General features: G+C 37.1%; 22 protein-coding genes. 10 read left to right on the forward strand and 12 right to left on the reverse strand.

Annotated elements, in window-relative coordinates:
- Window positions 1–74: 74 nt before the first annotated feature.
- A complete protein-coding gene (uvrC, locus tag TEPIRE1_RS07805) occupies window positions 75–1,904 on the reverse strand; it encodes an excinuclease ABC subunit UvrC (RefSeq protein ID WP_013778627.1) in 1,830 nt (609 codons plus the stop codon).
- Between the two features lie 47 nt (window positions 1,905–1,951).
- The gene (locus TEPIRE1_RS07810) at window positions 1,952–2,326 is read right to left on the reverse strand and encodes an ArsR/SmtB family transcription factor (protein ID WP_013778628.1); all 375 of its coding nucleotides are present in this window, start codon (window positions 2,324–2,326) and stop codon (window positions 1,952–1,954) included.
- Window positions 2,327–2,632: 306 nt separating this feature from the next.
- On the opposite strand from TEPIRE1_RS07810, the gene ald reads away from it, so the two are divergent.
- The gene (gene ald / locus TEPIRE1_RS07815) at window positions 2,633–3,757 is read left to right on the forward strand and encodes an alanine dehydrogenase (RefSeq protein ID WP_013778629.1); all 1,125 of its coding nucleotides are present in this window, start codon (window positions 2,633–2,635) and stop codon (window positions 3,755–3,757) included.
- An 85-nt stretch (window positions 3,758–3,842) separates the two neighbouring features.
- Here ald and TEPIRE1_RS07820 read toward each other — a convergent pair whose 3' ends face one another.
- The 4 genes from TEPIRE1_RS07820 to TEPIRE1_RS07835 all read right to left on the reverse strand — a co-directional run bounded on the left by TEPIRE1_RS07820 (window position 3,843) and on the right by TEPIRE1_RS07835 (window position 8,643).
- A complete protein-coding gene (locus TEPIRE1_RS07820; protein WP_013778630.1) occupies window positions 3,843–5,153 on the reverse strand; it encodes a hexokinase family protein in 1,311 nt (436 codons plus the stop codon).
- Window positions 5,154–5,240: 87 nt separating this feature from the next.
- The gene (locus TEPIRE1_RS07825) at window positions 5,241–6,959 is read right to left on the reverse strand and encodes an ATP-binding protein (protein ID WP_013778631.1); all 1,719 of its coding nucleotides are present in this window, start codon (window positions 6,957–6,959) and stop codon (window positions 5,241–5,243) included.
- Window positions 6,956–7,648, reverse strand: a complete 693-nt coding sequence (locus tag TEPIRE1_RS07830; RefSeq protein WP_013778632.1) for a response regulator transcription factor — start codon at window positions 7,646–7,648, stop codon at window positions 6,956–6,958. The genes TEPIRE1_RS07825 and TEPIRE1_RS07830 overlap by 4 nt, the downstream gene beginning before the upstream one ends.
- Window positions 7,649–7,857: 209 nt before the next feature.
- Window positions 7,858–8,643, reverse strand: coding sequence for a polysaccharide deacetylase family protein (locus TEPIRE1_RS07835; RefSeq protein WP_013778633.1), 786 nt, complete (start codon window positions 8,641–8,643; stop codon window positions 7,858–7,860).
- A gap of 139 nt (window positions 8,644–8,782) precedes the next feature.
- Here TEPIRE1_RS07835 and TEPIRE1_RS07840 point away from each other — a divergent pair, with 139 nt between their 5' ends.
- From TEPIRE1_RS07840 to TEPIRE1_RS07880, 9 genes are all read left to right on the forward strand, one after another.
- The gene (locus TEPIRE1_RS07840) at window positions 8,783–9,082 is read left to right on the forward strand and encodes a hypothetical protein (RefSeq protein ID WP_013778634.1); all 300 of its coding nucleotides are present in this window, start codon (window positions 8,783–8,785) and stop codon (window positions 9,080–9,082) included.
- Between the two features lie 2 nt (window positions 9,083–9,084).
- The gene (locus tag TEPIRE1_RS07845) at window positions 9,085–9,360 is read left to right on the forward strand and encodes a TMEM165/GDT1 family protein (RefSeq protein WP_013778635.1); all 276 of its coding nucleotides are present in this window, start codon (window positions 9,085–9,087) and stop codon (window positions 9,358–9,360) included.
- A 265-nt stretch (window positions 9,361–9,625) separates the two neighbouring features.
- Entirely contained in the window at window positions 9,626–11,248 is a 1,623-nt protein-coding gene (locus TEPIRE1_RS07850) for a Na/Pi cotransporter family protein (RefSeq protein WP_013778636.1), read from the forward strand.
- Window positions 11,249–11,372: 124 nt separating this feature from the next.
- Entirely contained in the window at window positions 11,373–12,998 is a 1,626-nt protein-coding gene (locus TEPIRE1_RS07855; protein WP_013778637.1) for a Na/Pi cotransporter family protein, read from the forward strand.
- 435 nt (window positions 12,999–13,433) lie between these two features.
- Complete coding sequence (locus TEPIRE1_RS07860; protein ID WP_013778638.1) at window positions 13,434–14,135, forward strand: ZIP family metal transporter; 702 nt, start codon at window positions 13,434–13,436, stop codon at window positions 14,133–14,135.
- 80 nt (window positions 14,136–14,215) lie between these two features.
- The gene (locus TEPIRE1_RS07865) at window positions 14,216–14,635 is read left to right on the forward strand and encodes a HutP family protein (RefSeq protein ID WP_013778639.1); all 420 of its coding nucleotides are present in this window, start codon (window positions 14,216–14,218) and stop codon (window positions 14,633–14,635) included.
- A gap of 209 nt (window positions 14,636–14,844) precedes the next feature.
- Window positions 14,845–15,870: an ABC transporter substrate-binding protein gene (locus TEPIRE1_RS07870; protein ID WP_013778640.1), complete on the forward strand. Its 1,026-nt coding sequence runs from the start codon at window positions 14,845–14,847 to the stop codon at window positions 15,868–15,870.
- Window positions 15,871–15,886: 16 nt separating this feature from the next.
- Window positions 15,887–16,810 carry an ABC transporter permease gene (locus tag TEPIRE1_RS07875; RefSeq protein WP_013778641.1) on the forward strand — a complete coding sequence of 308 codons (924 nt, stop codon included), beginning with the start codon at window positions 15,887–15,889 and terminating at the stop codon, window positions 16,808–16,810.
- Window positions 16,797–17,591: an ABC transporter ATP-binding protein gene (locus TEPIRE1_RS07880; RefSeq protein ID WP_013778642.1), complete on the forward strand. Its 795-nt coding sequence runs from the start codon at window positions 16,797–16,799 to the stop codon at window positions 17,589–17,591. Before TEPIRE1_RS07875 ends, TEPIRE1_RS07880 begins: the two co-directional genes overlap by 14 nt.
- On the opposite strand, the gene TEPIRE1_RS07885 is transcribed toward TEPIRE1_RS07880, so the two are convergent.
- From TEPIRE1_RS07885 to TEPIRE1_RS07910, 6 genes are all read right to left on the reverse strand, one after another.
- Complete coding sequence (locus TEPIRE1_RS07885; protein ID WP_013778643.1) at window positions 17,588–19,276, reverse strand: B12-binding domain-containing radical SAM protein; 1,689 nt, start codon at window positions 19,274–19,276, stop codon at window positions 17,588–17,590. The two genes, TEPIRE1_RS07880 and TEPIRE1_RS07885, sit on opposite strands and share 4 nt — an antisense overlap.
- A 159-nt stretch (window positions 19,277–19,435) precedes the next feature.
- Window positions 19,436–20,977 carry a tagaturonate epimerase family protein gene (locus TEPIRE1_RS07890; protein WP_013778644.1) on the reverse strand — a complete coding sequence of 514 codons (1,542 nt, stop codon included), beginning with the start codon at window positions 20,975–20,977 and terminating at the stop codon, window positions 19,436–19,438.
- A 26-nt stretch (window positions 20,978–21,003) separates the two neighbouring features.
- Window positions 21,004–22,491 (reverse strand): UxaA family hydrolase, encoded by a 1,488-nt coding sequence (locus TEPIRE1_RS07895; RefSeq protein ID WP_013778645.1) that lies wholly within the window; start codon window positions 22,489–22,491, stop codon window positions 21,004–21,006.
- A 136-nt stretch (window positions 22,492–22,627) separates the two neighbouring features.
- Complete coding sequence (locus tag TEPIRE1_RS07900) at window positions 22,628–24,148, reverse strand: tagaturonate reductase (RefSeq protein ID WP_013778646.1); 1,521 nt, start codon at window positions 24,146–24,148, stop codon at window positions 22,628–22,630.
- A 28-nt stretch (window positions 24,149–24,176) separates the two neighbouring features.
- The gene (gene iolB / locus TEPIRE1_RS07905; protein ID WP_013778647.1) at window positions 24,177–24,995 is read right to left on the reverse strand and encodes a 5-deoxy-glucuronate isomerase; all 819 of its coding nucleotides are present in this window, start codon (window positions 24,993–24,995) and stop codon (window positions 24,177–24,179) included.
- Between the two features lie 44 nt (window positions 24,996–25,039).
- Window positions 25,040–26,125: a M24 family metallopeptidase gene (locus TEPIRE1_RS07910; RefSeq protein WP_013778648.1), complete on the reverse strand. Its 1,086-nt coding sequence runs from the start codon at window positions 26,123–26,125 to the stop codon at window positions 25,040–25,042.
- Between the last annotated feature and the right edge of the window lie 84 nt (window positions 26,126–26,209).

The following is a 26,209-nucleotide window of genomic DNA, read 5'->3' on the forward strand; positions in this document are numbered from 1 at the left end:
TTTTGTTGTGTTGAAATGCCCTTTGATATTGCGGTTTAAAGATAGTAGTATAATAAGATTATCTGCATATCTTTTTATTTTAAGATGCAGTGAAAATATTCATATACTGCCTGTGCTGCTTTCTTATTCATGCCCGGTGCGCTCGCAAGTTCTTCTAAGGAAGCCTGCTTAATACCTTCAAGACCGCCGAATGTCTTAAGAAGTGCCAGCCGGCGAGCTTTTCCTATACCGGGAATGTCTTCCAATACAGATTTTAGATTTCTCTTGGTTCGAAGGCTTCGATGAAAGCTCAGTGCAAAGCGGTGTGCTTCATCTCTTATCCTTTGAACCAAATAAAGTGCCTCAGAGTTTTCCGGCAGTATGATAGGTTCGTCATTTCCTTCCGTAAAAATATGCTCAAACTCCTCTGCTAAAGCAATCGTGGGTATAAAAGATAACCCTAATTCCTTTAAAGCCTGGCGCGCATACTTGAGTTGGCCTTTACCTCCATCGATTAGAAGAAGGTCAGGTAAATTGTTAAATTTCTTATCACCTGAAAGTGCCCGCTTAAACCGTCTAAAAACAACTTCTTTCATACTTTCAAAGTCATTTGGCCCTTTAACAGTCCTTATTTTAAATTTCCGATAATCTTCCTTTTTAGGCTGAGCCTCCTCAAAAACTACCATGGACGCCACCGATTCAGCACCTTGCGTATTTGAAATATCGAATGCTTCGATGCGCCTGGGTATATCCTCTAGATTTAGATATTGCTTCAACTCTTCAAGTGCTTGAAGGTTTCTTAGTTTTTCACGCTCGTCCTTACTATCAACTTGATCCAAATAGATTCGTGCATTTTCAGCAACCATTTCCGCAAGTTTCTTCTTTTCTCCGCGCTTTGGTATTATTACATAAACTTTAGACCCTTTTTTGTGTTTAAGCCATTCTTCTATTGTAGATTTATCATCGATGTCTTCATCGATGATAATTTCATCAGGTATAAAATTAGCATTGTTATAAAACTGTTTTACAAAAGCCGTAAGGATTTCTCTCCGTTCTGCACCATTTGTATTGCTCAAAATAAAGGGTTCCCGCCCAACAACTTTCCCTTCTCTTACAAAAAATACCTGTATACACACCATGTCAATGCCTCTTGCCATAGCAATAATATCTTGATCTATCATATCTGTAGATACTATCTTTTGTTCTTCTAATACCTTCTCCAATGCCGCAATCTGATCCCTTAGCGCAGCAGCTTTTTCGAAATTCAAATTATCAGCAGCCTCTTGCATTTTCTCCTTTAGTTGTTTAACTAGGGTTTCCTGTTTTCCTTCTAAAAACATTATAATGTTTTTAATAATTTCATCATACTCCTCTGCTTCAATAAAACCTTGGCATGGAGCAAGACAGCGCTTTATGTGGTAATTAAGACATGGTCTTTCTTTTAGCGGAATTTGGCTTAAATCCTTTCTACAGCTACGAATTGGAAAAATCTTATTTATTACATCAATAGCTTCCCTCATAGCCCCTACATCAGCATAAGGTCCGAAGTAGCGAGCTTTATCTTGTTTTACCCTTCTGACAACCTCTAGACGTGGAAAGGGTTGGTTCAGTGTAATTCTGATATAAGGATACTGCTTATCATCGCGGAGTAAAATATTGTATTTAGGTCTATTAAACTTTATTAAATTACACTCTAGTATAAGTGCTTCAACTTCTGAATCCGTAACTATATATTCAATATTTTCGACTTTTGAAATCATTGAAGCAACTTTTATCGGAAGGTTTTTCGGGGACTGAAAATAAGACCTTACTCTGTTTTTTAGAGATACGGCCTTACCTACGTATATTATTCTATTTCGCTTGTCTTTCATTATATAAACACCGGGTTTTTCTGGGAAATCAGCTATTTTATCCGGGTTAAACATAAAAATTCCTCCCACCAATATTATTATATCAGCAGAAGGAAAGATTGTCACTTTTCCTGATGAATATGATTTACATGTTCAAATCCTTCTTTTATGATATGGACTACATGCTCATCATCCAAAGTATAGTATACTTGCTTGCCCTCTCTGCGAAATTTAACAAGGTGGGCAGTTCGAAGTACCCTAAGATGATGCGATATGTTGGAAACCGTAGAATTTAAGAGAGCCGCAATATCGCATACACATAATTCTTCCTTGGACAATATGTAAACAATCTTCACCCGTGTTTCATCAGCAAGAACTTTGAATAGATCTGCCAAACCCAACATATCCGGAATAGTATTTGCCAATCGCCTTACTTTATCTTCTTCAATGCAGAATACTTCACAAACATCTTTTTCTTCACTTACATTATCATCCACTTTATTTTTCTTCCCTTATAATGTATTTAATAAAATTATACCAAAATGGCCAAAATTTTTCCACTAATAATATAGTATCACAAAAACATCACATTTCACACAAATTTTTACCAAAATTCATTGTTAAAATTAAGATTGTATAAGAATTTATTTAAATCCCCCTTTATAATTTGTTTAAAGCCCCTCTTTGGCAGGTTCATCCTGCTTTTTTTTTTAATTTTACTGGTTTAATTATTGCTTTTTTGATATACTTTAAAATATATTATTTTTTATTAACGCTCGCAATCTTTTTGAGGAGGCAAAAAAATGATTATTGGTATTGTTAAAGAATTAAAAGAACAGGAAAATCGCGTGGCAATTACACCTGCCGGTGTAGATACCCTAACAGCTTGCGGCAATAAGGTTTTGATTGAAAAAGGTGCCGGTATAGGATCTGGCTTTTCTGACGAAAGTTACGCAGCCGCAGGAGCAGATATAATAAACAGTGCCTCTGACGTGTGGAAAAACAGTGAACTGATAGTAAAGGTCAAGGAGCCCCATGAATCAGAATATAAGTATTTAAGACCAGGTTTAGTCTTTTTTGGCTATCTGCACTTGGCAGCCGATCCGAGCTTAACTAAAACTCTTATGGATTCAGGTATTACCGCAATAGCCTATGAAACAGTTCAACGCCATGATAGGAGCCTTCCGCTCTTAACCCCTATGAGTGAAGTAGCAGGGCGTATGGCTATTCAAGAAGGTGCAATATACCTTGAAAAAACCCGCGGAGGTAAAGGTATATTATTAGAAGGTGTGCCTGGCGTAACTCCTGCATCTGTAGTAGTTGTTGGAGCCGGCACTGTCGGGAGAGGAGCTATAAGGAGGGCGATGGGATTAGGCGCTCGTGTAACCGTTATAGATATAAATGTTGACAGGCTCAGGTATCTGGAAGATATTTTCATGGGCAGAATTGAAACACTGTATTCTAACCGTTTTAACCTTTCCAAAGCTACAAAATATGCAGATTTAGTAGTAGGTGCAGTCCTAATCCCCGGTGCAAAAACGCCCAAGGTAATTACCGAAGAAATGGTTAAAAAAATGCAGCCCGGCAGCGTTATTGTTGATGTAGCTATCGATCAAGGCGGTTGTGTTGAAACTATTAAACAGCCCACAACGCATGCTGATCCTGTATTTGTAAAGCATGGTGTTATACATTATGCCGTTTCTAACATCCCCGGAGCGGTACCCCGCACATCTACTCTTGCCTTGACAAATGCTACTTTACCATATTTAGTCGAACTAGCCAAAAAGGGATGGAAACAAGCTGCTTTAGATGATCAAGCATTAGCAAAAGGTATAAACATCATGAACAATAAAATTACAAATCAAGCGGTAGCTGAAGCTCATAATCTTCCATATTATCCTGTGGAAGAAGTAATAAATGAAATTTAACTTTAAAAACTCTACTCTGTGAAGAAATTCTGACTTTACAGAGTAGAGTTTTTTATTACACCATATAATCATAAAAAGCCATATTTTAGTTTAGCAATCCCGCAATAGCTGCTCCTATTAATGTTGCATTTTCTGCCTGAACAAATTCACAGTAAAAATCCTTTTTATCATTAAGATAATCCTTTATATAATAATCAAGTTTATCTTTAAACAGTTTGGATTTATAAAAAGTTGAACCTTCGGCGGTTATACATACAGGTTTACAAGGATTTATACCTTCACCAATTTTGAGTAATATAGCCGAAAGATTTATTGCTACAAGTTTTGCAGCTCTTTCTATTATGCAGTCAATAATGTGATATAAGATTATAGCATCATCACCTTCCTCCGAACAGCAAGTTGAAAGAATACTCTTTGAATAAGGGTAATAGAGAAAATCATTTATATCCTTAGCAGTGAGTTCACTTATTTTATCAAATTTCTTAGAAAATGCTTCAGAAAGCAAGCCTTCTGCTGCAGCTTTTTTTATGGCAGTGGCTATTAAACCGCCTTGATATTTGCCTGAAAGCATTTTTTCAAAAGCATATTCACCCGGATTAACTGTTTGAAGGTCATATTCCTCATCGATTAAACCCCTTGGTGCCTTGGAATACCCCCCTGATTCTACGTTAATAATTGTGAAACCCGATTTTTCCACAAGAGCTTTAGCTTTTTTTATATTACAGTTTTGCTCAATATAACATGTATTTGTTCCCGTTCCCAGGATAAAACCTACATAGCTGGAAAATATTCTATCCGGATATTTGACCTTACCTCCAAGTAGTGTTGCAACAGTATCATTCAAGATTACTATATCCTTATTACCATCTAATCCCATATCCCTTAAAGTTTTTAACAAATTCTCACCAATGACCTCGCCTATCAAATCTTTAACTCTTACCTCTTTGCTAAATTGAAGCAGTCGTCCGTCTTTATTCGGAAGAACTTCTGTCGGATATGAAAAACAAAACCCTATTTTCTTGCTATACTGCAAAACCGGCTTAATGTAGTTGGCCATTGTTTCAAAAAACTCTTTTTTTGATATCTCTCCGTAGGTTCCAGGCATGCGATATGATTTATAATTTTCAATAATTGGTTTTTCCTCTCGGTCAAAATAGCAGGTGGCCACTCGAAAGTTTGTACCGCCGGCATCCAGCACTATAATAGGTTCTTCAAGAGGTATTTCCCTATCTACAGTTATGTATGTAGGTATCATTTGAAGAGAGCTAGGCTTACCTTCAAGACCATTTTTCATCTCATCAATAAATATTTTGCAATTTTCTTCTATATCTATATTTTCATAATCCATATGATACCTTTTTAAGAAATCTTTAACAAGTTGTTTTTGTTTTGGCATTTATACCACCCTTTTTAAATTTAGTTTTCTATAAATAATTGATTAGAAAAAGAGAACACACCCTTATTTATATATTAATAAGCAAACTCATGCACCCCAAGGCATAAGAAAGGAAAATTCTGCCCCTCCTTCCGGACAATTTTTTGCCCAAACTCTACCGCCATGCAGTTCAACAATTTTTTTTACAATAGCCAGTCCCAAACCTGTACCACTTTTTTGCCGTGTTCTGGATTTGTCTACCTTGTAAAACCTTTCCCAAATAAAAGGAAGTTCATCCTCCGGTATACCGCTTCCGCTGTCTTTTACGGAGATAATGATACCTTCTTTGCAAGACTGTGCTTTTATTATTATTTTGCTGTCATTGGAAGAATATCTTACAGCATTATCTATAAGATTTATCATTACCTGCTCAATACGGTCTTCATCAGCTGTAATTGATGGAATGTCCTCTATTTCTATTTTAAGCTCTATGTTTTTATCATCACAAATAGGTAAAACCTTTTTAGAAACCCTTTCAATTAAGTCTTTAATTGATACACGGTCTTTTTTTATATTTAAATGCCCTGCCTCAATATGCGAAAGTTGTAATAGTTCGTCCACTAGCCTGCGAAGTCGCAGTGTTTCTTCAAGAATAACATTAAGGTATCTGTCATGTTCTTCGCGATTTTCGACTAAACCATCCAGCAGAGCCTCGGTATAACCTTGTAAATATGTTAGAGGTGTCCTTAATTCATGAGAAATATCACCTAAAAATTCTTTCCTTAAGTCTTCCAGTTTTCTTTCTCTAGTAACATCCTTTAGCACTACAAGGATTCCCCACAGCTGCTGGTTTTCGTTAAAAAGCGGCGTCAACCTTGTACTGATAATTCTTCCATTAATTCTCAATTCTTCACTAATATATTCTCCGCTGTCTTTAACGTGTTTTAACAGAGGCTCTAGGATATTAAGGTAACTGTTATCATGTTCTTTTATAGTTGGCATAATCTCAAGAGCTTGAGGATTAGCCATTATAATCTGATTTGCAGTATCAAATGTTACAACACCGTCAGTCATGCTCAGAAGTACATTTTGAAGCTGTTTTTTTTCTTGGTCTAGTGCATTAATATTTTCATTTAGTACATCTGATAAATAATTTATAGTTTTGGCCAAAGTCCCAATTTCGTCCTCAGAATCCACATCAACTTTGCTTTTGAATTCACCCCTTGCCATTTCCTCTGCCGCTTTCTTCATTTGAACCAGTGGTTTAGATACAGTCTTTGATAATACAAAGCTCAAGCCTGTAGAAATCAATACTGCTATAACCGCCGCAGACAAAATCAAACGTCGTATCTGCCATACTGTGTCTTCAATTGACGACATAGGAGAAAACAAAATAAGGCCACCGGCTACCCCTGCCTCAGTTCTTATAGGTAAAGCCACAGTAAGCATAGAAGCATTAAACTGAGGCGTATGACCTTTATGCACAACAATATTACCTTTTAAGACCTCTGACAACTCTTTTGGCCCAATAGCAATGCCGTTGAATTTTATCACATTTGAGCTGGCTTGAATCAAACCTTGCCGGTCTATCAACACGGCATAAGCATTGATAAACTTACTTACATCAAGCAGTTCCGACGGATTTGCTCCCCCTAAAATTAAGGATATAAGCTGCTGACCTTCGTTTATCATCTCATTTTTTCGCAGGTTAAAATAAAAGTCCTCAAACACACTGGAAAGCACCAGACCTGAGAACAGAAGAGCAACAATAGCTAAAACCGTCATATAAAGCCATAACTTTGTTACGATACTTTTCTTCGGATTCACTTTTCCACCTCAAATTTATAGCCAATACCCCAAACAGTATTTATATATGAGGCAGCTTTGCTGCGGCCAAGTTTTTCCCTAAGTTGTTTTATGTGCGTGTCCACAGTTCGCAAACTACCGTAAAAATCATAACCCCAAACTTCTTTTAGCAGCTTTTCTCTATTAAATGCTTTCCCTTTATTTTTAGCTAAAAAATATAATAGGTCAAATTCCTTAGGTGTAAGTGCAACTTCTTTTCCATCAACTTTAACAACTCTAGCTGCAGGATCAATTAACAATTCCGGAAAAATCAAGGCTTCAGCTTCATAATCTTGCTTAGATGCCATACGCCTCAATAATGCTTTAACTCTAGCCGTAAGTTCTCTGGGACTGAAAGGTTTTACTACATAATCATCTGCTCCTAATTCAAACCCCAAAACCTTGTCAAATTCTTCGCCTCGAGCTGTCAGCATTATCACAGGCGTATCATATTTTTCTCTGATTTTTTTACAAACAGTCCAACCGTCAATAACCGGAAGCATCAGATCCAAAATAATCAAATCATAGGATACACTTGATATCATGTCTAGAGCCTGTTGGCCTTCAAAAGCCTCATCGACAATAAATCCTTCCCTTTCCAAATACAATCTCACCAAATCTACAATACGTTTTTCATCATCAACTACAAGTATTCTTGCGTTTCCTTGCACATCTAGCCCCTCCCTAGTTAGAACAAGGCCTTTAAATCTACTGCTCAAATTCTTATTTTGAGTCTAGCAGGTCTTTTTAAAGCCAAATCTTTATATTCCATTCCCTAACAATATTATAGATTTAACCGGTACGCCAGTCAATATATGAATGTTTAAAGTTATTTCAAAAATTTAAAAAGATTGCTTTAGTCATCAATGTATAAGGGTAATTACATATGCCCCCTTTTCATCTCTCCACTGGACTTATCTATGTAGTAATCTCCTTTTATCAAAAGCTCTGATATAGGTACAATTTTATATCCCTGATTGTTCAGCTCCTTTATAATTGACTCTAAGGCATCTTTCGTATGTTTTCCGTTATTATGAAAAAGCACTATGGAACCTGGTTTTACTTGATTTATTACTCTTTCATAAATTGCATTAGCGCTCAAATCCTTCCAATCCAGAGAATCTACATCCCACTGTATAGCGTAATATCCTAACTCGTTACAAGTAGCTATAAGCGTGTTGCTATAATCTCCAAAAGGCGGTCGAAATAAAGTGGCATTTTGACCTGTAAGTTCTTTGATTTTATTATGTGTTTCAGTTATTTCTTTCACGATTTCATCTTTCGAAAGGCTCCCCATATTAGGATGGGTTGCTGAGTGATTTCCTATCTCATGACCTTCTGCGGCTATACGCCGGGTCATATCCGGATATTTGTCCATCCAAAATTTAACGAGAAAAAAAGTGGTTTTTATGTTATTTTTCTTTAATATCTCCAATAATTTCGGCGTAATATCCGAACCCCAAGCAGCATCAAAAGATATAGCCACCTTTTTTTCCTGTGTTTCTACCCGGTATATAGGCACAAGCCGATCAGTTCCGGCAAAAACAGCAATAGCTTTGGGGAAAAATGTATAATAGTTAGCGAATATCACAACTGCCAAGGTTAAAAAACATATAAGCCTAGTTATACTAATCCTGCTAAAATATAACCGTTTGATTTTTCCCACCTCCCTCTTAATACTTCAAACTTCTTTATTTTATTCATAATAAAAGCCTGATATGAATATTAAGCAAAAATATCATTGCATCGAATATAAGTTAAAAGTTTCGAATACTATTTACTAATAAATCGGGAGGTGGATTTGAATGATTACCACGAGACAGCGAAAAGGAGTTGTCCTAGGAATAATCTGGAGCTTTATTTCATGGATACCTTTTTATACCGAATACCTCAGTACAATCAGAGGTTATGTTGGAATACCGGCAGCGCTGGGGCTTAACCTTGAGCTGGCTTTAAATCGCGGCGATGCTTTCGTTTTCAGTATTCTATTGGGAGCTGGTATTGGTTTTTTTACAGCAAGCCTATTGGACTTTTTTACTAACAGTGTTAAAATTATTGGGCTATTCCAAGCAAAGGGGAAAAAACTTTCTCGAAGGGGGCTGTGATTTTGCTTATATGGAAAACATTTGTGACAACTTTTACCTTGGTTTTTTTAGCAGAACTGGGTGATAAAACTCAGCTGTCCACAATGCTTTTAGCCGCTCACAACGAATCATATCTAAGTGTCTTTCTCGGAGCAGCTTTGGCTCTTATCTTAAATACTATTATAGGCGTGTATTTAGGCTCAGTCATATCAAAATCACTGCCTATGCATTATATCCATTTAGGGGCAGGTATGGCTTTTATAATTATAGGTATACTACTCATTACTCAGAAGTTCTAAAGATCCATTTCAAAATGTCACATTAATCATACTTGTTTTCAGGAATACCGATATCAAAGACTATAACTTAATAAAAAATATTTTAGCATCAATTGCGTTTTATCTTAGAATCATGGTAGAATTAGTAGGCATTAATACATATTTAAATTATAAGATTTTGATTAGACCAAGTCGCATCAAAATCTTCATTAATAATACATATTTAAGTTGTTAAGATTTTGATATAATTAAATCGACGCATCATTTTTTACAAGGGGAGGATACTTTGTCACTAAATTCATTCTTTACATTATTAGGGGGTTTGGGCCTTTTCATATATGGCATGCGACTTATGGGTGATGGGCTTGAAATGGCTGCCGGCGAACGATTGAAAGGTTTACTGGAGCTTCTTACTCGAAACCGCTTATTAGGAGTTTTGGTAGGTACTCTGGTTACTGCAATAATTCAAAGCAGCAGTGCCACTACTGTTATGGTAGTTGGTTTGGTAAATGCAGGGATTATGGATTTTTCTCAAGCCATAGGCATTATAATGGGTGCTAATATAGGTACTACAATGACGGCTCAACTCATCGCATTTAAACTGACTAATCTTGCTCTACCTGCCATAGGCATTGGAACTGGAATATTCCTTTTCGGCAGGAATAAGAGTCAAAAATATCTTGGACAAGTTATATTAGGATTTGGACTTTTATTTTTTGGCATGCAGACCATGGAAATAGCCTTAAAACCTCTTGCTCAAATACCGGAGTTTACTAAATTCATAGCAAGCTTTAGTAAAAACCCGTTTCTAGGAGTTTTAGCAGGGTTTTTAACCACAGGCATAGTCCAAAGCAGTAGTGCTACTATAGGTATTCTGCAAGCATTAGCCGGTCAGGGTATTGTTAATATATCTTCAGCATTGCCTATTTTATTTGGAGATAATATTGGGACATGTGTTACAGCCTTGCTTTCCAGCATCGGCACCAATATTACGGCTCGGCGGACTGCCCTATTTCATCTTATCTTTAATATAGTCGGAACCATAATCTTCATGCTGCTTTTGCCTCTGGTTCAAACGGCTGTAGCTTTAACTTCCCCTGATCCGGTAAGGCAAATTGCAAATGCCCATACTATTTTTAATGTGGCAAACACCATTATTCAACTTCCTTTTGCCTTTTTGATTATGAAGCTTGTCATTCATCTTGTTCCGGGGGAACCGGAAATAATAGAACGAGGTTTGAAATACATTGATGACAGACTGCTTGAAACACCTTCTATTGCTTTAGCTCAAGTTAAGAAAGAAATTGCAAGAATGGGTAACCTAGCCTTAGAAACTTTAAGAGATTCTATAAATACATTTCTTTATTACGACGAACAAAAAAATAAAATTGCAAAAGAAAAAGAAACTGTTATCAATGATTTAGCCAGAGAAATCACGCGTTATCTCGCCTTACTTTCACGCACATCATTACCTGATGATGAACATGTTTCTATAACCGACTTAGTAAGCACAGTAAATGACATGGAGCGTGTTGGAGACCATGCCATGAATATACTGGAACTTGCTGAGTTTCGCAATGAACATCGATTGCCTTTTAGCAATGAAGCCATTCAGGAATTAGTTGAAATGTCTTCCAAGGTCACGGAAACCTTCGATCTGGCAGTTTATACATTTTTGCATTGGGATAAGCCCTCGGCTCAAAAAATTGTGAAAAACGAAGAAGAAATTGATAATATGGAAAACAAATTGCGTCTTAACCATATAAAACGACTTAGTGGCGGATTATGCGATCCTAGTTCAGGCGTTATATTCCTTGATCTTTTAACCAACCTTGAGCGTGTAGGGGATCACTCTTTTAATATTGCATCATACGTTTTGAAAATAGATAAGAACTACAAAAGACTGTAAAAACAATAAATAAAATCATATTAGTAGCTTTTTTTGGGTGTAAATAACAGGCACAGTAAAACCATAAAGTTTTTAATGCTATTAAATCGATTCATCTTTTTAGTTTAGAAGGGGGGGTTATCTGTTGTCTTGGAATTCATTTTTTACAATGTTTGGCGGTTTGGGACTTTTTATATATGGCATGAGATTGATGGGTGAGGGTTTAGAAAGAGCTGCCGGCGACCAACTTAAAAACTTGGTAGAAATTTTAACGACAAATCGACTAATGGGCGTTTTTGTAGGTGCCTTGGTTACCGCTATAATTCAAAGCAGTGGTGCTACTACTGTCATCGTAGTAGGTCTGCTCAATGCAGGAATTATGGATCTTTCCCAAGCAGTCGGTGTTATCATGGGTGCAAATATCGGAACTACTATGACAGCTCAACTCATCGCCTTTAAACTTTCCAGTATTGCTTTACCGGCAATTGGTATCGGAACCGGGGTATTTTTATTTAGTAAAAATAAGACTCGCAAATTTATAGGACAAGTTATATTAGGATTTGGCCTTTTATTTTTCGGCATGCAGACCATGGAAACAGCCTTCAAACCTCTTGCTGAACTACCACAGTTCATTGGCTTTATGACAAATTTTAGTAAAACACCGATTCTGGGTGTATTGGCAGGTTTTATGCTCACCGGTCTTATCCAAAGCAGCAGTGCAACCATTGGCGTACTCCAAGCACTGGCCAGTCAAGGTCTGGTAAATTTATCAATAGCACTGCCAATTTTATTCGGAGATAATATTGGTTCATGTGTCACTGCACTGCTGTCAAGCATCGGAACCAATATAAATGCTAGGCGAGCCGCCTTATTCCATCTTTTATTCAATATTATCGGAACGATAATTTTTTTGCTAATACTTCCGCTAGTTCAGATGACTGTTGTCTTAACTTCTTCTGACCCCGTGAGGCAAATCGCCAATGCTCATACTTTTTTCAATGTAGTAAATACTGTCATTCAATTTCCTTTTGCATTTTTGCTTGTAAAGCTAATCACTTATATTATTCCGGGAGAACCTGAAGTCATTGAGCGAGGTTTAAAATACATTGACGACAGGCTACTTGAAACACCTTCTCTTGCTTTAGTCCAAGTAAAAAAAGAAATTGCCAGAATGGGCAGTTTAGCTTTAGAAACTCTTAAAGATTCAATAGATACATTTCTCAAATATGATGAGAAAAAAGATAAACTTGCCAGGGAAAAAGAAACAGTTGTTAATGAGCTTGCTCGAGCGACTACCCGTTATTTAGCCTTGCTTTCACGAACCTCTTTACCACTTGATGAATATAACTCTATAACATATTTAATAAGCGCGGTAAATGATATGGAACGTGTAGGAGATCATGCTATGAACATCTTAGAATTAGCGGAGTTCCGAAATGAACACAGGTTGCCATTCAGTCAAGATGCTATTAATGAGTTACTTGAAATAGCCGTAAAGGTTCAAGAAACATTTGATTTGGCTATTTATTCTTTTTTGCATTGGGATGAAGAATCTGCTAAAAAAATTCTTGCAAATGAAGAAGAAATCGACAGCATGGAAAAAATACTGCGCAACAATCATATAAAAAGGCTTAACGAGGGAACATGCAATCCAAGCTCAGGTGTTATTTTCCTTGATATGTTAAGCAATTTTGAACGTGTGGGAGATCACTCATTTAACATAGCTACATATGTTTTAGACATCGATAAAAACTATAAAAAACTATCTTAAATTCTTGGTGATTATATTCAATTAATGATATTTTATTGCTATAATTTTGAAAAACTATTACGATTAAAGGTCTTTCCGGCATTATTTATTATATGGTGTCGGAAATTTTTTTTTAAGTTTTGGGCATTATTATAATAGATTGCAATAGCCCCTAGCATATGCAAAGAAAGAACAGGGCTATTTTCCCTGTTCTTTCTTTGTGTTCCCCTTTTCTTCTTCTTTTTTTATATCTTTATTGCAATACGGGCAAGTCCAAACGTCCAAATTCGCTGCAGAATATGAGCGTTTGTTGCAATGTGGGCATATGATATACGGCAATATAACCCCCCCACTTAAATGATTACCCTGAAATATCCGCTCCGCTTATTTGTATAATTCACTAATTTTTTTATAAATCCTGCTTTGATATTAAAAATTTTTAGGTGGTATAAGTAAATGCACACATTTTTTAAAATATTATTTTTTAGTTCTATTTCGGGTTTGGCTGTAGTTTTAGGCGGTTATCTCGGAACAAAAAATATTCCGGACAAGATCCTTGCTTTTATTTTGGCCTTTGGATCAGGAGTTTTATTATCGGTGCTTTCATATTCTCTGATGCATGAAGCTTACCAACTGTCAGGGCCATTTTTTACTTCCTTGGCTTTTCTAATCGGAGGTGCCTTTTTTTATATTGTAGAAAGCCTACTGGCTAAATTTGTGGCGCCAGGTACCGGTGCAATACTCGGTACAGCTCTGGATGATTTACCCGAAGCTCTGAGCATGGGAATCGGATTTGCTACTGATGAAGGTAAGTTGGGAGTCGTAATAGCTCTGTCAGTTCTACTGCATAATATTCCCGAAGGCATATCTTCTACAGGTGATCTTATGGATAAAGTTGGGCTTACAGCAAAATCAGCCATGGTATTGGCCATAACTATAGCACTTTTGGATCCGTTAGCCGCTTTAACCGGGTATTATTTGCTAAAAAATTTAAGCGATATTTGGTTAGGCATGATAATGGCTTTCTCGGGCGGCTCCATACTGTTTATGACAGGTACATCTCTTATACCTAAAGCTCACAGTTTAGGAACGCATTTAGAAAATGCAGGGTTACTATTCGGATTTTTAGCTGCTTTTCTAATAAGCAGATTAATGTAGTAAGGTGGTTTATTCTATGATATAATAATAAAAAATATGCAGTTAAAGGACAATATACTTTGGGTAGGGAGGTTTTCTTTTTGGAGAGTACTGATGTAGCAAAAGCGGCTATAAAAATGGCTCTTTCTACACGGTCTGAAGAAGCTGAGCTAAAACAGGTTTTTCGAAATATGGATGTAAAGGTTTGTGCCGTAGATTTTGGAGGTAATTTAGTAAATTCCATTGAAAAAATTATTGAAAGGGCATTGGTTGCCGCAAAGCGGGAAGGGGTTATAAAGGAGAATGTTCACGTATTGGAAGGTGCTCTCATCGGTGCCACCAGAGAAGCTCTTTCACAAGTCTTGCAAAAAGCTGTTGGCTTTAATGTGGGTGGCAAAATCGGAATTGCCCGCTGGGGAGAACATATAAGTGTAGCTATGTTTTTTGGCGTAGGCTTTTTGAGTTTTAATGAAGTGGTTATCGGTTTAGGACACAGGTCCTTACCTGGCAATGACTACTAATCAAACCCAAATAGTTTCAAGATTAAAATTGCTATTGACAAATTCTGATTATAGTTATATGATTTATGCAAAATAACTTGTAGAACGGTAGTATGGTAGGAGATGGGTTTTGTTTGTACGAAAACACTCTTACTGGGTGTTTTTTTGTGTACTCTTTATTTGTCCATATCCCCCCCATACTGCTAACTAAGATAAGGGGGCTTTTTTAATTGAAGAAAATTTTCGTAACAACATTAATCCTCATCATTGCTTTATCATTTATATTAGTTGGGTGCGGCAGTCAAGATAGCAGCAGTTTAAATTCTGATAAATCTTCTCCTGAACCTTCCACTGCCGACAAGGTATTCAAAATAGGCATATCTCAATTTGTCGAACATCCGGCATTGGATGCAGCTTGCAAAGGCTTTATTGACGGATTAAAAGAAGCCGGCTTTGAAGAAGGTAAAAATCTAAATATTTTAATAGAAAATGCTCAGGCGGATTTTCCGACTACTCAAGCCATAGCCAGTAAGCTTATAGCAGAAAAAGTAGATCTTATTTTGGCCATTGCCACTTCATCGGCTCAAGCAGCAGCAAATGCGACCAAAGATATACCGATTTTAGTAACTGCTGTTACCGATCCAGTGGATGCAGGTCTTGTCAAGAGTTTGGAAAAACCGGAAACAAATGTTACCGGTACCACTGACTTAAATCCTGTTTATGAACAGTTAGAATTGTTAAAAGAAATCCTTCCCGAAGCAAAAAAAGTAGGTATAGTCTATAATGCTGCTGAGCCTAATTCAGTTATTCAAGTCAATATTGCTAAAGAATCGGCTAAACAATTGGGACTTGAAATACTTGAAGCTACCGTAGCTAATACCAGTGAAGTAAACCAGGCGATTCAATCTTTAATCAGAAAAGTCGATGTTATATATACTCCGACTGATAATACTGTGGCTTCAGCCATAAGTAATATTGTAAAAGTTGCAAACGACGCAAAAATCCCTGTTATAGGCGCTGAGCGGGGCCATGTAGATGGTGGAGCCTTAGCCACATTAGGAATAGATTATTATCTCTTAGGAAAGCAGACAGGTATGGTAGCTGCCAGAGTTTTAAATGGTGAAGCTCCTGCAGATATACCCGTTGAGGGCTCAAAGGATTTAAAACTTATAATAAACAAAAAATCCGCCGATATATTAGGTTTAAGCGTTCCTGAACAGGTACTATCCAGGGCAGATGAAATTATAGAAAAATAATAGGAGTGTTTCCCACATGTTGCAAAACTTACTCTTGAATTCTTTGGAGCAGGGTATGGTATACGGTATAATGGCTATGGGAGTATATATAACTTTTAAGATACTGAAGTTTTCCGACCTTACCGTAGATGGAAGTTTCCCTTTAGGAGCCGCAATAGCTGCTGCCCTTATAGTAGGAGGTTATCATCCTTTTTTCGCTACCCTGGCGGCACTTCTTGCTGGAGCATTGGCAGGATGTATAACCGGAATCTTAAATACTAAGGCCGGTATCAGCGACCTCTTATCCGGGATTCTAACCATGACATCACTATATTCAATAAATCTTCGTATAATGGGTCGGCCAAATACACCACTGTTAAATCAGCCGACAATTTATTCAGTAATAGATACTTTTGTAAAAGGGATTTGGCCGGCATTTCCGTCAAAGCATGTTTATTTGATATTTTTTATAATATTTGCCTTATTAATTAAGTTTATAGTTGATGCTTTTTTAAAAACTCAAATAGGATTTGCACTTAGAGCTACGGGTGATAATCCTCAAATGATACGAAGTCAAGGTGTAAATACCGATCTTGCAAAGATAATCGGCTTAGTTATTTCTAATAGCTTGGTAGCTTTGTCCGGCGCCTTAGTGGCACAGTATCTTGGATTCGCAGATGCCGGAATGGGAGTTGGCACTATAGTAGCAGGCCTTGCTTCAGTAATAATCGGTGATACCCTTTTAGGTGGAAGAACTGTATTTATTAGCACATTGGGAGTGCTGTTTGGCTCTTTCCTGTACCGCTTTAGTATTTCGTTAGTTCTTTCTTTCCGTTTGGCTCAAGCCTCGGATTTAAAACTTTTTACTGCTATCGTTGTAGTTATTGCTTTAACAGCACCCCAGATTAAACAGGCCTTGAAACTTCGTATAAAAGGATGTGATTCTTATGGTAATTCTTGACCATATACAAAAAATTTTTTATCGGAATACTCCTAACGAAAATCAAGTTTTAAACAATTTATCGCTTAAAGTTGAAGATGGGGATTTTATTACCGTAATCGGCAGTAACGGTGCAGGTAAATCTACCATGCTAAATGTTGTCGCTGGGGTACACCCTGTTGACAGTGGCAGCATTGTTCTAGACGGCATAGATATTACCCATCTTCCGGAATTTAGGCGAGCAGCTTTTATTGGACGAGTTTTTCAGGACCCCATGCTCGGTACTTCCCCTTCAATGACAATTGAAGAAAACCTGTCCATGGCTTACGCACGACCAAATAATATGACACTTCGCTGGGGTTTAGATTTTCAGCGTAGGAAAATATTTAAAGATTATCTGAAGAACATTCCTCTCGGGCTTGAAAATCGACTTTCAACTAAAGTGAAATTACTTTCAGGCGGTCAGCGACAGGCTTTAACTCTAATCATGGCTACTATGAAAAAACCAAAACTTCTGCTCCTGGATGAGCATACAGCTGCTTTAGATCCCAAAACAGCACAAATGGTAAATAGTCTTACAGAGGAAATCGTTCAAAAGAATAATATCACTACAATCATGGTAACTCACAATTTAGAACACGCTATAAAAATGGGCAATCGGCTCATTATGATGCATAAAGGGCAAATTGTCATGGATTTAAGTGGTGAAGAAAAATCTACTATGACCATCCCCCGCTTGCTCAACAAGTTCGAACAGCTGCAAGGCGAAAAATTTGCTGAGGATAGAGTTATGCTGGCTTAGATGTCAAACTCAGCATAGTAGTTTTCTCCATCTTTCTGTAAAAAAACTATACCCTTCGTTTTTTTATTGGTATTGTTTGGAACATCATGCCTGAAAAGGCCGTAACTCAGTTTTTGTGATAATTTATGATTTGATAAACCCACAGCTTGAAACAAATTTGTTTCAAGCCATTTTTTATTGTACGCGTATTCTTTGGCCTTATTTAAAAATTCTCGAGTTTCAATAGGTTCAATACACTCTGGCAAAGCTGCTTTACCGCTAGTTAGCATAAAATCAAATTTAATTATATCCTTGAAAACATCCGTATCAATGCCAACATTTTCTGCAAAGGAATATAGTATATCATATTGACTTTTTAAAGAATGTCTGGTTCTAAAAAGGTTTCTTTCTTTACAATAATTGTAAAGAGACATAAAAAGTGCAAATGGCCGTTCAAATTTTGTATTAAGATAAGTCATCGAGTATCTGAATCGACCAGTGTTATAATACTTATCCACTAAAAGAGCTATTCCCTTAAGTATGCAGAGCTCTTGATAGCTTATATCATTGTTATAAAGAATTTCGTAAGGAGGTCTTGTGCGATAGACAATGCCGTATTTATGGGCATATTTTCTCAGCCCGGTACCTTTTAACAGCTTTAAAAATCCCAACTGAATCTCAGCAGGATGAAGATTGTATACCTCATCAAAGGAATAACCAAACCTTTCAAAGCTCTCATGGGGCAGACCTGCTATCAAATCCACATGAAGCTTTATACCGGTTGTCTTAAGCAGCTTAATTCCTTCAATTGTCCTTTTTACATTTGGTGTCCTTGATATTTCTTTTAGAGTTTCTGGATTGGTACTTTGGATTCCCACTTCAAACTGCAACTGCTTTTCAATGCCTGACAAAGCTTTTATAAAACGGTCATTTACCAGTTCTGGATTTATTTCACAATGAAATACTGTATTACCAGGAAACTGACGAATGATATCCAACAAATCCAGTGCTCTGTCTAAATTGCAGTTAAACGAACGGTCTACTAATTTTACTACCTTTACTCCCATCTGGGTAAATTTTAATAAGTCATTTTTAACTTTTTCCAGATCCGCTGTTCTGACGTGGGTTTCCAGTGAAGAAATACAAAATGCGCATTTAAAAGGGCATCCTCGAGACGTTTCATAATACACTAATTTATGTTCCAGGTCTTCATCGATGTAGGGAAAGGGAATGTCATTTAAATCCACATACTCCTTTGGAATGTTTACCAATATATTATCATTGATTCGATATGCTAAACCATCAATGCTTTCTACAGGCATCTTCCCATTAAAAGCTTGAAGTAATTCGCAAAAGCGCTTCTCTCCCTCACTTAATATTACATAGTCTACATGCGGAACTCTTTTTAATAATTCTTCTGTTTCATACGAAACTTCCGGCCCGCCAAGAACAATCACAGTCTCACTCTTTATTTTTTTTATATTTTCAGCGATGTACAACACGTCTTCAATATTCCATAAATAGCAGGAAAACCCAATTAGGTCAGCATTGTAAGACATGATATCTTCTAGAATATCATCAAAATTGTCATTTATTGTTGCCTCGTAGACACTAATATCTTCATCTCTGCAATAGGCAGCAATGTCCCGTATAGCAAGATTTGTATGAATGTATTTTGCATTTATTCCTACCAGTAATGTTTTCATTTCTACCCCTCGGTTTATATTTTAAAATTGGCATATAAAAGTGTTCCAGTAAAAACCCACTATAATCAACATCATTATATCATGGTTTTGATGTAAAAGTTAAAAAAGCTCCGGCAGTATAAGTATACATACCGGAACTTAGCATATATCCATGGCTTTTTATCTGTTAGAATTCAACAGTTCAATATGTTTGCCTATGTGTTTTTCTAAAGCTTTATAGTAATCATCCTCATGGAGATTTAAGGTTTCGTAAAGTTCATCCCTAAAAAGAAATTTGCCGTTCGCATCTCTTGCAGTTAGAATCAAGCCATAAGTTATGTGAAGCATCTGCCGTGCATCATTCTGGTTCAATACCTTATCTAATTCCTCGTCACATAACTTTGTTATGTCCGGAACTTTACTTAAATCTGTAGTTACATGGTAGTATTTTGTGGCTTCCTTAAAATGTTCCAATGCAAATGCATATATTCTTCTAAAAAGGCTGGGGCTATTTACAGCTATAACCTTTAAGGCTTCAAGCCAATTGGTGCCGGCAGTTTTAACATGAACCCTTCCTTTAGTGTAATAACCAATTATAGGAAAAACTTTGAATTTATCGCTGCCGGAATGGATGCTTAATTTATAATCAAAGTGCTCTGCAATCTTTGCATGAACTTTAAACTCTTTCTCGAACTGGTCTAAATCTCCTATATAGTCAATTCCCTTCTGAAATTCACCACAAAATCGAGGGGCAATACTAGTAACCTCAACTTTCATCTTTTCAAGCTCTGATGCAACAAAAAAGTGTGCCTCCGGAGTGGTAGGAGTTTGGGTTTCATCTATAGAAACCTCAAAATCAATCGTTTTTCCTATAGGCTTAACTATATCAAAGAAAATATGTGCAATAAAATCCAAGGCTTTTCCATATATTAAAGCTAATCTTTGAAGGTTTTTATCATCAAACTTTATCTTATACTGGTCAATAACAAACTCGTTATCAAGATAATCTTTTTCAATTCTTTTCCTATAATCTGACTTAAGTTCGTCATATGCTTTTACTACTTCATCATCGTTCATTAAAGGTACATCATTGTTTATTTTTTCTGAGCAATCAAGCGTTATCATGGTAAAGCCAAGATTAAGTGCCATTTTAACTTCATCTTCAGTTTTTAAGTGGTCACCATCTGCGCCAAAGCCGCTATGGTATCCCTCCTGCAAAACCGCCCAAGAGGCAGCATCCATTACTTCTTCATAAGTCCGTTCTGTCAAATCAAGCTCTCTTATGGATTGTTGGGCAAGAACAGGCTTTACAGCAGTATTTTTAATAAGTCTCAGATGACCCGGTGAGGCTAATCCCAGTCTGTCGCCCAATCCCATACTCATTCCGTTTTTACCAAAAGTTACCGGTGAAGTAAAAGGCAGGAGTTTGCGCAAAGCGTCAGCATTCTTATGACTTAAAGATGCAAATTTTATCTTTTTATCCTTAAGGTTTATTTTACTCTCAGTTTGAAACTCATCAGTCAAAGCTGGCGATTTATTCTCAATGAGAACTAATTTCTTACATCCTTCAATTCTAGCTAAAAAAATCATGTTTGCATCAATTTCATGAATGGAATCGGGATAAATATCGTCAAAATTATCAACTGCCTCGGCTTTTGCCTCTTCTATATTCAACCCATTCGATATAACCTTGCTACAAAATTTCTCAACAACTGTTGTCAATTTATCTCCTCCTGTAAGCGTACAAGTTACAATGTAACTCCATTTTTAAAAATGGCAATCTCCCTAAATCCCATCTCCTCAGCTTTATTTTTTTGTCCTGAAGCAATATCTGTAACGTAGTCTATAAGTTCTGAAGTTAGTTTTTCCATAGTTTCACCGGATAGAAGCCTGCCTGCATCAAAATCCATCCAATTTGATTTCCGATTATAAAGGTCACTATTAGTAGATATTTTTATGGTAGGCACTGCAGTTCCCAAAGGTGTTCCTCTTCCTGTTGTAAACAGAATTAAATGGCATCCTGCAGCAGCAAGCACCGTTGATGCTACCATATCATTACCGGGACCATTGAGCAAACTAAGACCCTTCTTTTTTACCACATCGCCATAATCCAACACATCTACTACATCACTTGTTCCGCCCTTTTGTATACAGCCTAAAGATTTCTCCTCTAAAGTTGTAATACCACCCTTTTTGTTGCCTGGTGATGGATTCTCATAAATTGGCTGGTTATAACTCATGAAATACTCTTTAAAATTATTTATCATTTTTACTATATCTTCAAATACATCCTGATTTATAGCTCGGTTCATAAGGATGGTTTCAGCGCCAAACATTTCCGGTACTTCAGTTAAAATCGTACTCCCACCATAAGAAATCAACTTATCTGAAAAAGAACCCACTAACGGATTTGCAGTTATACCTGAAAATCCGTCAGAACCACCACATTTAAGTCCCACTACCAGCTCTGATATTGGACAAGCCTGTCTCTCGAAATGTGATGCATATTCGACTAATTCTCCTATAAGCTCTACTCCTGCCTGGATTTCATCCTCTACTTCTTGAGCTACTAAGAACTTTACTCTATCAGGGTTGTATGGTCCCAGTACTTTTTTAAATTCATCGATATTATTGTTTTCACAGCCAAGACCTAACACTAAAACTCCGCCTGCATTAGGATGTTTGACCAGATTTGCCAGAATTGTTTGAGTGCTTAAATGGTCTTGACCCAGCTGCGAGCAGCCGTAAGGATGAGTAAATTCGTAAATACCCTCTATGTTTTTAACGTCTGCAAATTTTCTGGCAGCTATTTGGGCTATAAGAGTAGCATTCCGGTTTACACAACTTACTGTGGGAATAATCCATATCTCATTTCTTATACCTACCTTGCCGCCTTCACGAACAAAACCGCGGAAAGTGCGACTAGTTTCGATGATATCCATATTAGAAAGATGAGGGTTATATTCATAGTTTGATATTTCACCTAAATTCGTTTTCAAGTTATGGCTATGAATCCACTCACCCGCCTTTATATGGGTCGTAGCATGGCCTATTGGGAATCCATACTTTATAACATTTTCGCCTTGCTCTATATCACAAAGAGCGATTTTATGACCTTGGTCTATATTATCTAGGGCTGTAATCGAAAATGAATCTACTCTTACAACTTCGCCCTTGTCTATCTTGTCGATGGCTACTGCCACATTGTCCTTTTCATGTATTCTAAGTACCGTCATAAAACTTTCAATCCTTTCGCATGAGTGCAAAGATAAAAGCAAGCTTGCCGTTGCCTTAAGCTTTTTCGGCAAGCATAGGAACTGCTTTCCTTTATTGATGCGCTTCTTTTATCTGTCTATATCTATGTTCACATGTTTAAACCAATCGTTCAACAGTAGCTTTTATACCATCATTGGTAATTTGATACAGATAATCGGCCACTTTGTCTGTTAGACCATCAATATTATTAAGGTCTTGATCCCACATCTTGCTGTTAGCAATTACCGTTTCGGCTACTTTTTTAGCAGCTTCTTTACTACCATCAAATTCACTCCATGTTTTCTCAAAGAATTCCAGAGCCCACAAATCATCTTTCATGATAAATTCGCCTTTATTCCGGCGTGCTTTCATTTCACTGCCTTCGACCTTGCCATCTTTGTATACCGAAATCAAGGCTGCCAAAGAAAATGTAAGTTTTTCCGGAAGCTTGCTGTACAATTGCTGATATTCGATAATTGACGGCAATACCCTTGTTTTAAATTTCGATGATGAGTTAAGCAGTATGCTTATTAGATAATGTTTAATATATGGATTTTGGAATCGCTCAACAACAGAATCTGCAAATTCAGTCAGCATGTTTTTGTCTAAATTTATAGAAGGAATTATCTCATCATATATAACCTGCCGTGCAAATTTACCTAGAACTTCATGATCCATCATCTCACCAACAGTTTCTAGACCATATAGGAATGCTGCAGGCACCGAGGATGTATGAGCACCGTTTAATATTCTGACTTTCCTTGTTCTATATGGTGCCATGTCATCAGTCCACAATACATTAAGCCCTGCCTTGGTAAAGGGAAGTCTTTCAGAAAGCTCTTTAGGACCTTCAATAACCCATAAATGGAAAAGTTCTCCAGTGTCTACCAAGCCATCTTCATATCCTAGGTAATTTAAGATATCCTCTATCTCATCTTTCGGATAGCCGGTTACTACTCTATCTACGAGTGTGTTAAGGAAAATATTATTATCCTTTATCCATTTTTTAAATTCTTCAGGCAAGCTCCAATCATCGGATAGCTGCAAAATAATTTTTTTCAAATTATCGCCATTTCTATCAATAAGTTCACAGGGTATAATAACCATGCCTTTTGTTGGATCGCCCTTAAAGTGGTTAAATCTGTGGTATAGGTATGCTGTAAGTTTTCCCGGATAGGAAATGGGCGGTTTTTTATCAAGACTATCATTTTTATCATATGAAATACCGGCTTCAGTAGTGTTGGAAATCACGAATTCAATATCAGGATTTTCCGCGCATTTAAGATATTCATCCCATTGAGTATAAGGATTTATCCCGCGACTTATCGAACTTATAATTTCCTTTAGCTCAGTAGGCTTTCCATCTTTTAGACCTCTTAAAATTAGAGTATACAAGCCGTCTTGCTCATTTAACCTGTCGACCAAACCCTGGGCAATCGGCTGAACAACTACCACACGGCCGTTAAATAAGTTCTGCTTGTTCATCTGATGAAACATCCAGTCAACAAAAGCTCTTAGAAAATTGCCTTCACCAAACTGGATAACCCGTTCAGGTAAATCATCAGGAAAAGGCTGCACCATAAGGTCTTTTGGAAATTTAAAATCACTTTTTAATAATTCTTTATTTAGTTTTACCATAAAACCTGACCTCCCTTAAGGATTAATTTTATTTCAGTAATGGAGCTACATTGTTAAGCCAAGCTAATTTAGGATCATCTTTTGGGACAAGCTCCCTTCCGTAATCTCCTGCCATTACCCACAGATAATACACCTGAAATCCAGGAGCTGCTGCTACAGGATGATAACCTTCCGGAATGATAACTGTATCTCCATCTTTTAGCATATATGCCTTTCTTAGTGACAAATCATCATTATACATTACTTGAATTCCAAATCCATCTTCAGGCTTTATCTTAAAATAGTACACTTCTTCCATTTTAGCCTCATAGGGAGGATTATAATCGTCATGTTTATGAGATGGATAGCTGGACCACTGTCCGGGGCAGGATATAGTCTCACCAACTACTATGCGATGAACCTTGCCTTCGCCATTTGCCACGATAATATCTCTGACATCCCGCTGATAGTTTAAAATACCACGATGATTGCAGACCACTTCCTCCGGCCTTACCACAAAAGGCTCGAATTTTTTTTCAGCTTTGGCAGAAACCACTGCAGCTTCCAGGGCAAACCCTTGTGCTTCTTCCACTTTAAATGAACTTTGAATCGGTATATAAACTGATGCGGGGTTACCGGAGAATACATCTTTCCTTTCACCAAGATCGTTAAATTCCTTCCCATTTACGACTACATTGCACTTGCCTGATAAAATAACCAATACTGCTTCTTCATCATCTGTCTTTAGGTTGCATACCTCATTTGCGCCCAATTTCAGCAAGCCCAATCCGCAAAATTCAAGGTCTTTGCCTGCTTTTACAACTTGGCTGTAGCCTGCTACTTCCTTGCTAGGATAAAGATATTCCATATCAAAAACCTCCATTTAAGTTTTATTATTATCTAAACACCTAACTACCTAATTAAAATATCCGGCCTATACATCGACTCTCCTTTATATTCGACTTCTGTAACGGGATAGTCTATAACTTCAGTTAATACTATGGGGCCATCTTCAGTAACTAAGATTGTATCCTCCGATTTTGTTCCCGCTATGCTGGGATTCCATGCATACGCTTGATTTAAGGCGACTGTTACCTCGCAATAGGAAGTTGCCCTAAACTCTCTTGAATTGTACCCTGCCATGCCACCTTGATGATGATAATGCCATTCATTTGCAAATCCTACCTGCTCGTAGGCAGTTTTTCCTATTTCGAATATGTCCCTAACTTTGACACCCGGCTTTGTCGCTGTTATAAATGCCGTATCAACACACAGCACTGCTTGATGTCGCTTTCTTAAATCTTCGGATACTTTTCCAAAATGCACTAGACGAGTAATAGATGCCATGAGGCCATATTTATGACCGGAGATCGCAAGCAATACGTACTTTTCAATAGGCTTTTTTGTAGGCAGGGGATGTCGGCAATTATAAGCCCGTTCATCCGCACCCACAAGATTTACGAAAGGATAAAAATCATTCCCTGCCGAGACCTTCTTTATCATGCTTGCTACTTCTAATTCAGTATCGCCCGGTTTTATACTAAAGGCTACCTGCTCCAAAATTTTCGAAGCACATTTTCCGGTCTCCAGATACCTTTCTTGTTCCTCTGGAAGTAGTTCCCATCTCAATTCGGAAAATTTATCGCCTATTTGAGAATCGGTATAAATGCTGCTACTCCCAATTATTTCCTTCAAGGTATCATCATATGATCCGGGTTCCCACCAAGGATATTCTGCAACTTCTATTGGAAGGCCATCCAGCTCCTCGTTTTTTAATCTCTGAGCCTCGATATTACTTGAAAGTAGATATATTTTATCATAAGTTACCAATAAATCGGCACAGGATTTAGGTGATGTAATATTTACGTAAGGCCTGCCGCCTGTTAACCATAAAAAATTTATCGGTTCACTGATTAATAGATTTGATGTTCCAACTTCGTTCATGAGAGCACGGACCCTCTGAACTTTTATCTCAAATTCTGCCATTGACCAACTCAATAATTTGCCTCCCTCTATAATCTTTAAGTTTTCTTTAACTATCTACCTAATTGTTAGATTTTTACATACCAAAAGCAGGCCTTA

The organism is Tepidanaerobacter acetatoxydans Re1, assembly GCF_000328765.2.
GTDB classification, from domain to species: domain Bacteria; phylum Bacillota; class Thermosediminibacteria; order Thermosediminibacterales; family Tepidanaerobacteraceae; genus Tepidanaerobacter; species Tepidanaerobacter acetatoxydans.